The 13,574-nt window shown below is 68.1% G+C and carries 13 protein-coding genes; 11 read left to right on the top strand and 2 right to left on the bottom strand.

Features of this window, described 5'->3' with window-relative positions; all coding sequences use genetic code 11:
- Positions 1-30: 30 nt before the first annotated feature.
- Positions 31-498: a universal stress protein gene (locus BFF94_RS05085; RefSeq protein ID WP_128849178.1), complete on the top strand. Its 468-nt coding sequence runs from the start codon at positions 31-33 to the stop codon at positions 496-498.
- Positions 499-601: 103 nt separating this feature from the next.
- Positions 602-1,348, top strand: a complete 747-nt coding sequence (fnr, locus tag BFF94_RS05080) for a fumarate/nitrate reduction transcriptional regulator Fnr (protein WP_059238191.1) — start codon at positions 602-604, stop codon at positions 1,346-1,348.
- Between the two features lie 48 nt (positions 1,349-1,396).
- Here the strand turns inward: fnr and BFF94_RS05075 are convergent, their stop codons facing one another.
- Entirely contained in the window at positions 1,397-2,290 is an 894-nt protein-coding gene (locus BFF94_RS05075) for a LysR family transcriptional regulator ArgP (RefSeq protein WP_039344521.1), read from the bottom strand.
- Between the two features lie 110 nt (positions 2,291-2,400).
- Between BFF94_RS05075 and BFF94_RS05070 the strand changes: the two genes are divergently transcribed.
- The 4 genes from BFF94_RS05070 to BFF94_RS05055 all read left to right on the top strand — a co-directional run bounded on the left by BFF94_RS05070 (position 2,401) and on the right by BFF94_RS05055 (position 7,310).
- On the top strand, positions 2,401-3,021 hold the full coding sequence (locus tag BFF94_RS05070) for a LysE/ArgO family amino acid transporter (RefSeq protein ID WP_128849175.1): 621 nt from the start codon (positions 2,401-2,403) through the stop codon (positions 3,019-3,021).
- A gap of 366 nt (positions 3,022-3,387) precedes the next feature.
- Positions 3,388-4,335, top strand: a complete 948-nt coding sequence (locus tag BFF94_RS05065) for an aldo/keto reductase (protein WP_128849173.1) — start codon at positions 3,388-3,390, stop codon at positions 4,333-4,335.
- 287 nt (positions 4,336-4,622) lie between these two features.
- On the top strand, positions 4,623-5,591 hold the full coding sequence (locus BFF94_RS05060; RefSeq protein ID WP_128849171.1) for a helix-turn-helix domain-containing protein: 969 nt from the start codon (positions 4,623-4,625) through the stop codon (positions 5,589-5,591).
- A gap of 153 nt (positions 5,592-5,744) precedes the next feature.
- Positions 5,745-7,310, top strand: a complete 1,566-nt coding sequence (locus tag BFF94_RS05055; RefSeq protein ID WP_219139056.1) for a GMC family oxidoreductase — start codon at positions 5,745-5,747, stop codon at positions 7,308-7,310.
- 94 nt (positions 7,311-7,404) lie between these two features.
- Here BFF94_RS05055 and BFF94_RS05050 read toward each other — a convergent pair whose 3' ends face one another.
- A complete protein-coding gene (locus tag BFF94_RS05050; RefSeq protein ID WP_128849168.1) occupies positions 7,405-8,385 on the bottom strand; it encodes a helix-turn-helix domain-containing protein in 981 nt (326 codons plus the stop codon).
- Between the two features lie 177 nt (positions 8,386-8,562).
- Between BFF94_RS05050 and BFF94_RS05045 the strand changes: the two genes are divergently transcribed.
- From BFF94_RS05045 to BFF94_RS05025, 5 genes are all read left to right on the top strand, one after another.
- Positions 8,563-9,096, top strand: a complete 534-nt coding sequence (locus BFF94_RS05045; RefSeq protein WP_128849166.1) for a 2,4'-dihydroxyacetophenone dioxygenase family protein — start codon at positions 8,563-8,565, stop codon at positions 9,094-9,096.
- An 18-nt stretch (positions 9,097-9,114) separates the two neighbouring features.
- Positions 9,115-10,419 carry an MFS transporter gene (locus tag BFF94_RS05040; protein WP_219139055.1) on the top strand — a complete coding sequence of 435 codons (1,305 nt, stop codon included), beginning with the start codon at positions 9,115-9,117 and terminating at the stop codon, positions 10,417-10,419.
- 1 nt (position 10,420) lies between these two features.
- A complete protein-coding gene (locus BFF94_RS05035; RefSeq protein WP_219139054.1) occupies positions 10,421-11,542 on the top strand; it encodes a 2,3-butanediol dehydrogenase in 1,122 nt (373 codons plus the stop codon).
- Positions 11,520-12,242, top strand: a complete 723-nt coding sequence (locus BFF94_RS05030) for an SDR family NAD(P)-dependent oxidoreductase (protein WP_128849163.1) — start codon at positions 11,520-11,522, stop codon at positions 12,240-12,242. Before BFF94_RS05035 ends, BFF94_RS05030 begins: the two co-directional genes overlap by 23 nt.
- A gap of 186 nt (positions 12,243-12,428) precedes the next feature.
- The gene (locus BFF94_RS05025; protein WP_128849161.1) at positions 12,429-13,520 is read left to right on the top strand and encodes a porin; all 1,092 of its coding nucleotides are present in this window, start codon (positions 12,429-12,431) and stop codon (positions 13,518-13,520) included.
- Positions 13,521-13,574: the final 54 nt, after the last annotated feature.

Here is a 13,574-nt window from a genome sequence, read left to right as displayed (position 1 = left end):
CTTCGTTTCAACCCGCCACTCGGAGACACTATGTACAAACGTATTCTGGTTGCCGTCGACGGCAGCGACACGTCCCGCCATGCGTTCGATGCCGCACTGGCGCTCGCGAAAGCGCACGGCGCCGAGCTGCAACCGTTCTACGTCGTCGAGAACGCCGCGATCTACTTCAACGTGCCCGGCTACGATCCGTCCGTGCTGCGCGATCAGCTCGTCGCGCAGGGCGACGCGCTCGCGAAGGATTTCGCGAAGCTGATGCAGGCAGCGGGCGTGAAAGGCGAGACGCGGCTGAACGAAGCGACGTCGCTCAACGACGTATCGTCGCTGATCCTCGACGGCGCGAAGTCGTTCGGCGCCGATCTGCTCGTGCTCGGGACGCACGGCCGCCGCGGGTTCCGCCGTCTCGTGCTCGGCAGCATCGCCGAACAATGCGTGCGGCATGCGACGCTGCCCGTGCTGCTGATTCCGGCGGCCGCCAACGCGGACGAGCAGGCCGCCTGAACGGCGTCCGGCATGCGCGGCCGGTCGCGACGTTTTGTCACCCGACAGCGGCAACTTGCGGTGGGACAATGATTCCGTCGATCCAACGCCGGAGTAAACGATCATGCTGACGCCCGTCGCCACACGTCCCGCCGCCACGCCTCATGCCGGCAGTTGGGCTCCTCGTCAGGCCGCGCACTGCTCGTCGTGCGCGATGCGGCACCTGTGCATGCCGCAGGGCCTGGCGCCCGAAGCGCTCAGTCGCCTCGAGTCGGTCATCTGCGCGGCTCGCCCCGTCAAGCGCGGCGAAGCGCTGTTCCGCGAAGGCGACGCATTCGACAACCTGTACGCGGTGCGCTCGGGCTCGCTGAAAACCGTCGCGACGCGCCATGACGGCCGCGAACAGGTCACGGGCCTGCATCTCGCGGGCGAAGCGCTCGGCCTCGACGGGATCTGCGACGACGCGCATCCGCGCACCGCGGTCGCGCTGGAAGACAGCTCAGTCTGCGTGATTCCGTACAGCGCACTCAAGACGCTGTGCTCGGAAGCCGGCTCGATGCAGTTGCGCATGCACAAGCTGATGAGCGAACAGATCGTGCGCGAAACGTCGCAAACGATGCTGCTCGGTTCGCTGAATGCCGAAGAGCGCGTCGCCGCTTTCCTGCTCGACGTATCGTCGCGCTACCTGAAGCGCGGTTACTCGCCGTCGGAATTCAACCTGCGAATGACGCGCGAAGACATCGGCAGCTACCTCGGCATGACGCTCGAAACGGTCAGCCGCACGCTGTCCAAATTCCAGAAGCGCGGCCTGATCGAAATGCAGGGCCGCCACGTGCAGATCGTCGACTTCGACGGCCTGCATCAGGTCTGATGCCTGACGGCGCGCGCCTGTCGCGCGCCGCCTGCATTACGTCATCGATCAATCGAGAAACAGCGCGGCGCGCGCCTTCAGCGCCGCGCTGAAATCGTCGAGCCAGCCGATCGACAAGCGCCAGCTCTGCCAGTAAAGATCGATGTCGATGGTGCGCCCGCGCGACATGTCGACCAGTTCGCCCGCCGCCAACTGGCGGTCGACCATCCGGTCCGGACACATTCCCCATCCCAGCCCCGTTTCGCATGCGCGCAGATAGCCCGCGACGTGCGGTATCCAGTGCTGCGGCGGATCGAGATCCGCGCGCGTCACGCGCCGGATGAAACGCGCCTGCAGCCCGTCCTTCGGATTGAACATCACGCATGGCGCGCGGCGCAGCGCATCGCGCGTGATGCCCGCACCGAAGTAGCGTTCATAAAACGCCGGCGAGCACACCGCGCGATAGCGGATGCGCCCGAGCCGCTCCGACCGGCATCCCTGGATCGGCTCGGCCTGCGCGGTCACGGCGCCCTGCACGCTCCCGTCGCGAATGCGCGACGCCGTGTAGTCCTGGTCGTCGATCACGAGGTCGAGCAGCGTCTCGCGCTCCGTGCAGAACGGCCCGACCGCGTCGATGAACCATGTCGCGACGCTGTCGTCGTTGACGGCCACGCGCAACGTCGGCCACGCGCTCGCGATCTGACCCGGCAGCGCCGGCATCCGGCCGCCCAGCTCGGCCTCGAGCAACTGCACGCGCTCGGTATGCCGGCACAGCAGCGCGCCCGACGTCGTCGCGACGCACGGCTGCCCGCGCTTGACGAGCACGCTGCCGACCCGCTCCTCCAGCAGCTTCACACGCTGCGACACCGCCGACGGCGTGACATTCAGCTCCTTGGCCGCACGCTCGAACGAGCCGTGCCGGATCACGGCCGCGAGGGCATCGAGCAACGCGTAGTCGAGCATTAGATTTCCTTAATCTACATTAGGTGATTTAGCTTCTCTTATTTTCATGCTGACCGCAGACTAGCGCTACCCGATTCATCCGTCTACTGCTTCCACTGCTGTCACCCATCATGAACTGGCTCGCTTTTTCCCACGGCGTCGCGCTGTGCGCATCGCTCATCGTCACCATCGGCGCGCAGAACGCGTTCGTGCTCCGGCAAGGCATCATGCGCTCGCATGTCGGCAAGATCGTGCTGCTGTGCGCGCTGTCCGACATGATCCTGATCGGCGCGGGCGTCGGCGGCGCATCGGTGCTCGTCGAACGCTATCCGACCTTCGTTCACGCGGTGCTGTATGTCGGCCTCGCGTATCTCGCGTGGTTCGGCATCAACGCGTTGCGCCGCGCGTTCAAGCCGGGCCATGAAACGCTCGACGTGCGCGGCGACGCGGTCGCGCCGCCGCCGCAGAACGCGATGGCGGTCGTGCTGATGACGCTCGCGTTCACGTGGCTCAACCCGCACGTCTATCTCGACACGTTCCTGCTGATCGGCACGGCCGGCGCGCGCGAGCCGGAAGGCGCGCGGCTCGCGTTCGCGATCGGCGCGATGACGGTCAGCGTCGTGTGGTTCCTCGGGCTCGGCTACGGTGCGCGACTGCTGGCGCCGTGGTTCCGCAAGGCCGTTGCGTGGCGCGTGCTGGACGGTGCGATCGGCAGCATGGTGCTGTTTCTCGCGGCCGTGCAGTTGCGCTGACCGAATCGGCAACGAACGGGCGGCTGCTTGCCGCCCGTCTTCCCCTCCGCTCCGGCGCAACGCGGGGCAACCCACCCTCCTGCCCCTCCTTCCCCTCCTGCCCGCTTCCCGTCGCGCAAACCGCCGCAAAAATTCGCTCCCGATCGAACGCAGCCGCACGAAACGCTCGTGTAACGGACGCGATATCCACCATCCGCCGCAAACCGTCCATTATCGCGGCGGCGCGCCGCCTGCACGAATCGGAGCGATCGGCGAGAATGTCCGGTGTCCCGCGACCACGGCGGAACCGCACCCCGCCGTCTCGCCGCGATCGTTTTTGCCCATCCCGCAGTTCAATCCCGTTACCCGCAGTTATCGGAGCAGAACATGGCACACCGCACTCTCGGCACGTCCAACATCCAGGTTTCGCCGCTCGCCTTCGGCGGCAACGTCTTCGGCTGGACCGTCGACGAGAACGCATCGTTTGCGCTGCTCGACGCGCTCGCCGACACCGGCATCAACTTCATCGACACGGCCGACGTCTATTCGGCCTGGGCCCCCGGCAACAGCGGCGGCGAATCGGAAACGATCATCGGCAAGTGGCTCAAGCGTTCCGGCAAGCGCGAACAGGTCGTGATCGCGACCAAGGTCGGCATGCTTTCGGCGCGCGCGGGGCTGACGAAGGCGAACATCCTGAAAGCCGCCGACGATTCGCTGCGCCGCCTGCAGACCGACTACATCGACCTGTATTTCTCGCACCGCGACCTCGCCGATACGGCCCCGCTCGAAGAAACGCTCGGCGCGTATCAAACGCTGATCGACGCGGGCAAGGTACGCATCATCGGCGCATCGAACTACAGCGGCGCGCGCCTGCGCGAAGCCGCCGACATCAGCCGACGCGACGGGCTGCCCGCGTACCAGGTCATCCAGCCCGAATACAACCTGATCGACCGCGCCGAATACGAACGGGATCTCGAGCCGGTCGTGCGCGACCTGAAGCTCGGCGTCGTCAACTACTACGCGCTCGCGAGCGGCTTCCTGTCAGGCAAGTACCGCAGCGAGGCCGACCTGAAGAAGAGCGTGCGCGGCGATCGCGTCGCCGGCTATCTCGACGAACGCGGCCTGCGCATCCTCGCGGCGCTCGACGCCGTGTCGGCGAAGCACGGCACGCAGCCGGCCGCGATCGCGCTCGCATGGCAGATCGCGCGCCCGACGATCACCGCGCCGATCGCGAGCGCGACGTCGCTCGCGCAGCTCGAATTGCTTGGGGAAGCGATTCGCGTCACGCTCGATCAGGACGATATTCGGCAGATCGACGAGGCCAGCGCGGCCTGAAGTCGTCGGCAGCAGGCCGGTCGATCAGATCGCGCAGTCCGCGCAGTTCCGCGACCGGCCTGTGTCATGTGCGCTCCGGTATCGCCACAAGCCATATAGACGAAAACTGCCATCGCGTTTTGACCGGCACGGCCGCTTGTGTTGACTCAGCCGGACATCGATCACGCGCGCAGCCGCAACGCCTCGCTGCAAGCGCGTCACGCCTTCGCCCCGGGTCTTTCACGGATTGACCGCGGCATTCGACATGCCCGAGACTGCGCCGCTCGGGCGGTCATTGGGAGAGCGTCATGCCGGACACCAGCACGGGGATCGTCACGATCTCGACGCGCGCCGTACGCGGCGCCGAGCGCGTCGACTTCTGGGTCGACCATGTCGCCCGCACGCTCGTGCGGATCGAATGCAGCGGAAAATCGTCGGAAGGCATCGACGCGACGCTGCGCAAGCGCGATCTCGGGCTGTTCAGCGCATGCGACATCGTCGCGAACCGGCACGCGGTCGTGCGCACGTCGCACAACATCCATGCGGACCAGCGCGACGCCGTGTTCATCTGCCTGATGCACGCAGGGCAAGGCTATACGTTCCAGGACGTCGACTGCATGCAGCACGGGCCCGGCGATCTCGTCCTCTACGACACGTCGATGCCGTACGGCCACGGCTTTCCCGCCGACATGGCGATGACCGTGCTCGACGTGCGGCGCGACGTGTTCGAGGCGCGCGTCGGCCCGTGGCGCTACCGCAGCCTCGTCAAGATCGACCGCGGCGACGGCGTCGCGTCGTGGGCCGTGCGGCAGGTGTATGCGCTGCTCGCCGCGCCGCAGGAGCCTGCGCCCGACGCGCGCGAGCGGCGCGCCGCCGCGATCCTCGACCTCGTGCAGTCGATGCTGCGGCTGCGCGACGGCGACGCATCGCCGACGAAGTCGACCGTCCACACGCTGTCGCGCGCGAAAGCCTTCATCGACAGCCATCTCGCCGACGACGACCTCGACAGCCAGTCGGTGAGCCGCGCGATCAACCTGTCGCCGCGTCAGCTCGCGCGCGTGTTCGAGATCGAAGGAATGCCGCTCACGCGCTACATCCTCGCGCGGCGGCTCGAACGCTGCCGCGCCGACCTGCGCGACCGTTCGCTGAAGCACCTGACCGTCAGCGAAATCGCGTTCCGCTGGGGCTTCAACAACAGCGCGCACTTCAGCCGCAGCTATCGCGCGCGCTTCGGCGAGACGCCGAGCGACACCCGCGCGCCGGCCGACGCGAGCTAGCCGGATGCCACTAGACCCGCCACCCGCCGCCGTGTCCCTGCGAGGCAAGCACGGCGTCCGTCCCGGTCAAATGGGACCGCAACCCGCTCGCTAAGCTGGCTTCTTGCGCGGCGGCACTCGTTCCGCCGCCCGACAGCAAGGAGAAGAAGCGGGATGGAGACGTACGACCATATCGTCGTCGGCGGCGGTTCGGCCGGCTGCACGGTCGCGCACCGGCTGGTGAAGGCCGGCAGGCGCGTGCTGCTGCTCGAGGACGGCCCGAAGGACGACAGCCTGTTCATCCGGATTCCGGCGACGTTCATCCGTGTGCTCGGCACGCGGCGCACGGTCACGTTCGAGAGCGAGCCGCAGCCCGGCGCGGCGGGACGCAAGACCTACGTGCCGCAGGGCCGCACGCTCGGCGGCGGCAGCTCGGTCAATGCGATGCTGTACGTGCGCGGCACGCGCAACGACTACGACGACTGGGCCGCGCTCGGCTGCACGGGCTGGGGATGGGACGACGTGCTGCCCGTGTTCAAGCGCGCCGAATCGCACCTGCGGCTCTCCGAGCCGTTCCACGGCACCGACGGGCCGTTGAAGGTCGGCGACACGCGCTTCCGGCATCCGCTGAGCCTCGCGTTCGTAAAGGCCGCGCAGGAAGCCGGCATCGCGTACAACGACGACTTCAACGGCGCCGCTCAGCATGGCGCCGGCTTCTATCACACGACGATCTTCGACGGGCAGCGCGGCAGCACCGCGGCCACCTATCTCGCCGACGCGATCGGCCACCCGAACCTGCGCGTGCTGACCGGCTGCCGCGTGACGCGCATCCGGTTCGACGGCCGGCGCGCGACCGGCGTCGAATGGCGAGCGGAAAACGGTGCGACGGGTTCGGCCGCCGCGCGCGCCGACGTCGTGCTCGCGGCCGGCGCGCTGAGCACGCCGAAGCTGCTGATGCTGTCGGGCATCGGGCCCGGCGCGCACCTGCGCGCGCACGGCATCGACGTGCTGCACGACAGCCGCGACGTCGGCGCGAACTACCAGGACCACCTCGAAGTCTCGATCTACGGCCGCAGCCACGCACCGGTCAGCCTGCTGGGCGAGGATCGCGGGCTGAAGGCATTGCGGCACGGGCTGCAGTGGATGCTGTGCCGCACGGGCCTGCTGACGTCGAACGTCGTCGAATCCGGCGCGTTCGTCGACACGACCGGCAGCGGCCGTCCGGACATCCAGTTCCACGTGCTGCCGACGCTCGTCGGCGACGTCGATCGCGAGCCGCTGCCCGGCCATGGCCTGTCGATCAACCCGTGCCTGCTCAGGCCGCGCTCGCGCGGCTCCGTGCAGTTGCGCGGCAACGATCCGGCCGCGCCGATCCGGTTCGACAGCGGCGCGCTGTCCGACCCGGCCGACGTCGACGGCCTCGTGCGCGGCGTCGCGCTCGCCCGGCAGATCATCCGCGCGCCGTCGCTCGCGCGCATCGTTCGCGAAGCCGAGACGCTCACCGACGAGGCGCTCGCCGACTACGTGCGGCGCCGCGCGAAAACCGTCTATCACCCGGCGGGCACCTGCCGCATGGGCAACGACGAGCACGCGGTCGTGACGCCGCGCCTCGCGGTGCAAGGCGTCGACGGATTGAGGGTGTGCGATGCGTCGGTGATGCCGCGCATCGTGCCCGGCAACACGAACGCGCCGACGATCATGATCGCGGAGCGCTGCGCCGAATTCATGCTGGCGGAGTGACGCGGCGCGTGTGTCGCGGCAGTGCAATGCACTGAAAAAAACGGCGCGTGAAACACGCGCCGCCGCAACTGCAGTCAACCGGCGTCAACCCGCGTCAGCACTCGTCCGCGCGCGCCGCATCGCGCAGCGCCATCGGCGACGCGCCATAGCGCTCGCGAATCGCGCGGCTGAAGTGCGCCTGGCTCGAGAATCCCCAGCGAAACGCGATCTCGCCGACGCTCGTCTTGCGCAGCCGCGCATCCATCAGCTCGCGATGCGCGTGCGACAGCCGTTCCGACCAGATGTGCTGCGTGATCGACTCGCCCTCGGCCGCAAAGAGGCGGCCCAGATGGCGCAGCGACAGCCCGACCGCGTCGGCCACGGCCTGCGGCCCGAGTTCCGGCTCACCGAGATGCGTCGCGATGTACTGCTTCGCGGTCAGCAGGTACGACAGCGACGCGCGCGATGCGCCCGTGCCGTTCACTTCCGCGTCGATGAGTTCCGCGATCAGCATGCGCGTGTGCTCGGCGAACCGCGCGGCATCGCGCTCGACGGGATCCTTCATGAACCGCCCGACGCTCGCGCGCAACGTCGCGCCGAGCATCGCGCCGGCGCCCGGTTTCGGCGCGATCCGCAGCGGCAGCGCCGCCAGTTCCGCATCGAGACGGCCGTCGAACGTCGCGATCGGGATATCGATCAGCAACTGCCGCATCGGCGTCAGGAATCCGAACAGATAGGGCACGCGCGTGTCGTAGACGACGATATCGCCGGCGTCCGCAAGCAGGCACCGGTCGCGCTGGATGAAATACGCGCGTCCGCTCAGGATCTGGCACGCGAACAGCGACTCCTTCGGCAACTGGCGCACCAGCGCGGGGCTGCGCTCGATCACGTGATCCTGGCCGCTGATGTCGGCGATGCCGAGGCCCGGCAGCGCGATGTCGGTCTTCTCGACCTCGAGCCCGGACGGCGACAGCGACGAGCAGCGCAGGCCGACCAGCGTCGCCGCATTGAACGCATCCCAGTACGCCATCCGGTCGCGCACCGGCACGTCGGCCGTCGAGCCTCGCGTGCGTGAAAAAACGGTCAAATTCGTCACGTCGCCTCCTGCTGGCGCCTGTCGTGCGGAGCGGCACGGATTGGGGGATGGTTCGTCTGCATTCTGGTGCGATGCAATGTCCGGCGCGGTCAAGCAATTCGTCCAGCCCAGTCAAGAGCGGCGCGCACCGGCTGGCTAAAGTCGAGCCCACGACACCCATACACAAGGAGACAAACCGTGGTCGACCAAGCCGTATCCGAATTCTGGCAAAACATCCCGCCGATTGCCAATCCGTTCAAGCCCGATGCGCTGCCCGACGCCTACATCCCGAACGCGGCCACCGACGACGAGCGCTATTACGTTCCGTTCACCGAAACGGTTTCGTCGCGGCCGCTGTGGATCTCGCCGTCGCAGAACAAATGGTGCGACATCCTGATGGCGAAGGAAGCCGGGCTCGTGAACCGGCACTATCACCCGCACGAGGTGTTCGCGTACACGCTGTCCGGCAAATGGGGCTACCTGGAGCACGAATGGACCGCAACGCGCGGCGATTTCGTGTACGAGACGCCGGGCGAAGGCCATACGCTCGTCGCGTTCGATCACCCCGAGCCGATGCGCGCGTTCTTCATCGTCAAGGGGCCGCTGATCTGGCTCGACGACGCAGGCAACCCCGACGGCTACTTCGACGTGCATTCGTACATCGCGATGTGCAAGGCGCACTACGAGAAGGTCGGCCTCGGCGCGCAAGCGATCGAGAAGCTGTTCCGCTGACGCGCGACGAGGCCTGCCATGACATCCCATCCCTCCCCCAAACCCGCATGGACGTACGAGAACAGGCTGCTGCTGATCCTGTTCATGACGTTCGGCTTCGTGTTCTTCGACCGCCTCGCGCTGTCGTTCCTGTTCCCGTTCATGTCGGCCGAGCTGCACCTGACGAACACGCAGCTCGGCATGGTGTCGTCCGCGCTCGCGCTCACGTGGGCGCTGTCGGGCGCCGCGACGGGCGCGTGGTCCGACGCGCGCGGCACCCGCAAGCCGCTGCTGATCGCGGCCGTGCTCGGCTTTTCCGTGTGCTCGGCGCTGTCGGGGCTCGTCGGCGGCTTCGCGAGCCTGATCGCGTTTCGCGCGCTGATGGGCATCGCCGAAGGCCCCGTGCTGCCGCTGTCGCAATCGCTGATGGTCGAGAGTTCGACGCCGAGCCGCCGCGGGCTGAACATGGGCCTGCTGCAAGGCTCGGCCGCCGGCCTGCTCGGCGCGATGATCGGGCCGCCGGTCGTGATCGGCATCGCGACCGCGTACGGCTGGCGCGAGGCGTTCTACGTGTCGTGCATTCCGGGCTTCCTGATCGCGTTCTGCATCTGGCGCTGGGTGCGCGAAGCGCCGCCCGGCGGCGTGCGGCACGCGCAGGCCGATGGCGTCGCCGCGCATCCTTCCAGCGGCGCGGCGGTCAGCCGCTGGGCGCTGCTGAAGGAGCGCAACATCCTGCTCTGCATGCTGATCAGCTGCTTCTTCCTCACGTGGTTCGTCGTGATCATCTCGTTCGCGCCGACCTTCCTGGTCAGCAGCCGCCACCTGTCCGCGTCCGACATGGGCGTCGTAATGACCTGCCTCGGCGCGGCATGGGTGTTCTGGGGCTTCGCGGTGCCGGCGATCTCCGACCGGATCGGCCGCAAGCCGACGATGATCGCGTTCGCGCTGATCGCGGCCGCATGCCCGGTCGTGATGATCCATGCGAGCTCGGTCTGGGCGCTCGGCGCGCTCGTGTTCGTCACGTACACGGGCCTCGGCTGCTTCACGCTGTTCATGGCGACGATCCCGGCCGAGACGGTGCCGCCGCGCGCGATCGCCAGCGCGCTCGGGCTGATCATGGGCGCGGGCGAGCTGATCGGCGGCTTCGTCGCGCCGACCGTCGCCGGCTTCGCGGCGGACAAGTACGGCCTGCAGTTCACGATGTGGACGTCGACCACCGGCGCGATCCTCGCGTGCGTGCTGTCGTTCGGCCTCGTCGAAACCGCACCGGCCGTGCTGCGCAAGCGCGCACTCGCCGGCGCCGCTGCCGGCCGCCTCGATACGCAGAACCTCGGAGGACGCTGACATGCGGGCACTTCAATGGCATGGCCCGCGCGACGTCCGTCTCGTGGAAATCGACACGCCGCGCGTCGGCCCCGGCGACGTGCGCATCGCGGTCGCGTATTGCGGGATCTGCGGCAGCGACCTGCATGAATATGCGGACGGCCCGCACGCGATTCCGGTCGATGCGCCGCATCCGCTGTCGCGCCGCACCGCGCCGCTGACGCTCGGCCACGAGTTTTGCGGGACCGTCGTCGAAGTCGGTAACGGCGTGACGGCGCTGCGCGCGGGCGACCGCGTCGCGGTCGAGCCCGAGTATCGCTGCAGCCAGTGCGCGTACTGCCGTTCGGGGTCGTACAACCTGTGCGTGTCGATGGGCTTCGCCGGGCTGATGGGCGACGGCGGGATGGCCGACTTCGCGGTCGTGCCGGCCTACATGCTGCATCGCCTGCCCGACGGCGTGAGCCTCGAACAGGCCGCGGTGATGGAGCCCGCCGCCGTCGCGCTGCATGCGCTGCGGCGCGGTGAACTGCGGCTCGGCGAGACCTGCGCGGTGTTCGGGCTCGGGCCGATCGGCCTGCTGCTGATCATGCTCGCGAAGCTGCAGGGCGTGACCACGATCGTCGCCGTCGACGTGGCGCCCGAGCGGCTCGGAGCGGCCACGCGCCTCGGCGCGACCCACGCGTTCGATGCCCGTGCGCTCGGCGCGGCCGAACTGCAGGACGCGATCCGCGCGGCCACGGGCGGGCTCGGCGTCGATACGAGCTTCGAGGCGGCCGGGCTGCCGGCCACGTTCGAATCGGCAATGCAGGCGCTGCGCAAGGGCGGCCGTGTCGTGATGGTCGGCCTGATGCCGCATGCGGGCTTCGATGCGTTCCGCGCGGTCAACGACGAGCTGACCTTCACCGCGAGCGTCGGCTACCGGCATGCGTACGAAGACCTGCTGCGCATCGTCGCGTCGGGCGCGCTCGATCTTGCGTCGATCGTCACGCGCACCGTGTCGCTGGAAGATGCCGTCGCCGACGGCTTCGACGCGCTGCTCGCCGACCGCGCGCAAATCAAGATCCTCGTTTCACCCGCGCAACGGCCGGCCCGTCGCGCACACACCATCGGGAGCGTCGAGCATGAGTCGTCAGTGGGAGTTTGAGGGCAAGTCCGTCATCGTGACGGGCGGCACGTCCGGCATCGGCGCGCGCGCCGCGATGCGGTTCGCGGAAGCCGGCGCGTCGGTCGTCGCGCTCGGGCTGGATGCCGCCGGCCCGCATGCGCCCGTGCATGCGGGCGTCCGGTGCGTGGAGCTCGACGTGACCGACAGCGACGCGCTGACGCGCACGATCGCCGCGCTGCCGCGGCTCGATGCGCTCGTCAACGGCGTCGGCATCAGCCGGCACGCGGACGAATACCGGATGGACCAGTTCGAGCTCGTGCTGAACGTGAACCTGACGTCGGTGATGCGCGCCTCCGATGCCGCGCGGCCGGCGCTGTCGGCAAACGGCGGCAGCATCGTCAACATCGCGTCGATGTACACGTACTTCGGCAGCAAGGACCGGCCCGCGTATAGCGCGAGCAAGGGCGGCATCGCACAGCTCACGCGCTCGCTCGCGCAGGCGTGGGCCGATCGCGGCATCCGCGTGAACGCTGTCGCGCCCGGCTGGATCGACACGCCGCTCAGCAGCGCTTTGATGTCCGACGCGCAGGCGTCGCGGCGCATCCTCGATCGCACGCCGCTCGGGCGCTGGGGCACGGCCGACGAAGTCGCGGAAGCGATCCTGTTCCTGTGCTCGCCCGGCGCGTCGTTCGTGACCGGCGCGGTCGTGCCGGTGGACGGGGGATATTCGACGGTCTAGCGCGCCGCGCATCGGGCATCGGGCATCGGCGGGCAGGCGATACCTGCCGATGCCCGTTGCGCACCGCAGTTTCCTTCGGTTGCCGGTGAATCGCAGATTCACCCGGCTCAGGTTTATTCATATCAATCAGTAGTCCCATCAAAAAATATCCGGCTCGACCGGAAACATGTGAGGAGCACATTGGAGATGACGAAAAAGACCCTTATGGCGCTCGCGGCGTGCGCGATTCCGGCCGCGTCGTTCGCGCAGAGCAGCGTGACGATGTTCGGGCTGATGGATGCCGGCATCAGCTATGTCAGCAACGAAGGCGGCCACGGCAATCCGAAATTCGACGACAACATCTTCTTTCCGAACCTGCTCGGCTTCGAAGGCAAGGAGGATCTCGGCGCGGGCACGCGCGCGATCTTCCGGCTCGTCAACCAGTATTCGCTCGGCAACGGCTCGATCATCGGCGGCGGGCTGTTCGCGCGCACGGCCTATGTCGGATTGCAGAACGACCGGTACGGCACGCTGACGCTCGGCAACCAGTACGAGTTCATGGTCGATTCGCTGGCCGGCAGCGGCAACGAGATCGCGCAGGATCTCGTCGGCCTGTACGGCTTTCGCAACGGGCCGTTCGACAGGCTGAACCTGCCGAACAACCCGACCGGCGCATTCGACTGGGATCGCGTCGCGGGCAGCAATCGCGTCACGAATTCGGTCAAGTACACGAGCCCGTCGCTGTCGGGTCTGACCTTCGGCGCGCTGTACGGCTTCGGGAACGTCGCGGGGTCGGTCGGCGCGAACAACACGGTCAGTGTCGGCGCGAGCTATGACAACGGCCCGTTCGGCGCGGGCGCAGCCTATACGAACCAGAAATACGGCGCGGCGGGCGGGCTGCCGCCCACCAGCGTGCGCAACTGGGGCGCGGGCGCGCACTACACGCTCGGCACGGTCACGGCAAAGGCGCTCTTCACGACCGTGCGCAACGCGCAGAACGGCGCGGGCGCGTGGTCGGCGGAAGCCGGCGCCGCATGGCGGCCGTCGCCGGCATGGGTGATCGGCGCGAGCTACACGTACATGAAGGGCAACGACACGCTCGACAACGCGCACGCGCACCAGTTCCTGGCCGCCGTCCAGTACTGGCTGTCGAAACGCACGATGGTGTATGTCGCGGGCGTTCATCAGCGCGCCAATCATGGCAGCAATGCGCAGATCAACGGCGTGATGGACGCGAACGGCGCGTCGAGCGGCGCGCTGCAGTCGATCGCGCGGATCGGGTTCAGTACGCGGTTCTGATCCGGGGCATCCTGTCGGCGTTCCGGCATCCGGATCGCCTGACGACGAAGGCGC

It is taken from the genome of Burkholderia catarinensis, assembly GCF_001883705.2.
Taxonomy (GTDB): Bacteria; Pseudomonadota; Gammaproteobacteria; order Burkholderiales; family Burkholderiaceae; genus Burkholderia; species Burkholderia catarinensis.
Note: the sequence above shows the minus strand (reverse complement) of the source record. Positions and strands in the feature narration are given on the sequence as shown.

Bases quoted from the DNA above. Each gene is read 5' to 3' on its own strand.
- BFF94_RS05075 (WP_039344521.1), bottom strand. From the start codon at position 2,290: ATGCTCGACTACGCGTTGCTCGATGCCCTCGCGGCCGTGATCCGGCAC.
- BFF94_RS05060 (WP_128849171.1), top strand. From the start codon at position 4,623: ATGCCGGACACCAGCACGGGGATCGTCACGATCTCGACGCGCGCCGTA.
- BFF94_RS05035 (WP_219139054.1), top strand. From the start codon at position 10,421: ATGCGGGCACTTCAATGGCATGGCCCGCGCGACGTCCGTCTCGTGGAA.
- BFF94_RS05065 (WP_128849173.1), top strand. From the start codon at position 3,388: ATGGCACACCGCACTCTCGGCACGTCCAACATCCAGGTTTCGCCGCTC.
- BFF94_RS05025 (WP_128849161.1), top strand. From the start codon at position 12,429: ATGACGAAAAAGACCCTTATGGCGCTCGCGGCGTGCGCGATTCCGGCC.
- fnr (WP_059238191.1), top strand. From the start codon at position 602: ATGCTGACGCCCGTCGCCACACGTCCCGCCGCCACGCCTCATGCCGGC.
- BFF94_RS05030 (WP_128849163.1), top strand. From the start codon at position 11,520: ATGAGTCGTCAGTGGGAGTTTGAGGGCAAGTCCGTCATCGTGACGGGC.
- BFF94_RS05055 (WP_219139056.1), top strand. From the start codon at position 5,745: ATGGAGACGTACGACCATATCGTCGTCGGCGGCGGTTCGGCCGGCTGC.
- BFF94_RS05070 (WP_128849175.1), top strand. From the start codon at position 2,401: ATGAACTGGCTCGCTTTTTCCCACGGCGTCGCGCTGTGCGCATCGCTC.
- BFF94_RS05040 (WP_219139055.1), top strand. From the start codon at position 9,115: ATGACATCCCATCCCTCCCCCAAACCCGCATGGACGTACGAGAACAGG.
- BFF94_RS05085 (WP_128849178.1), top strand. From the start codon at position 31: ATGTACAAACGTATTCTGGTTGCCGTCGACGGCAGCGACACGTCCCGC.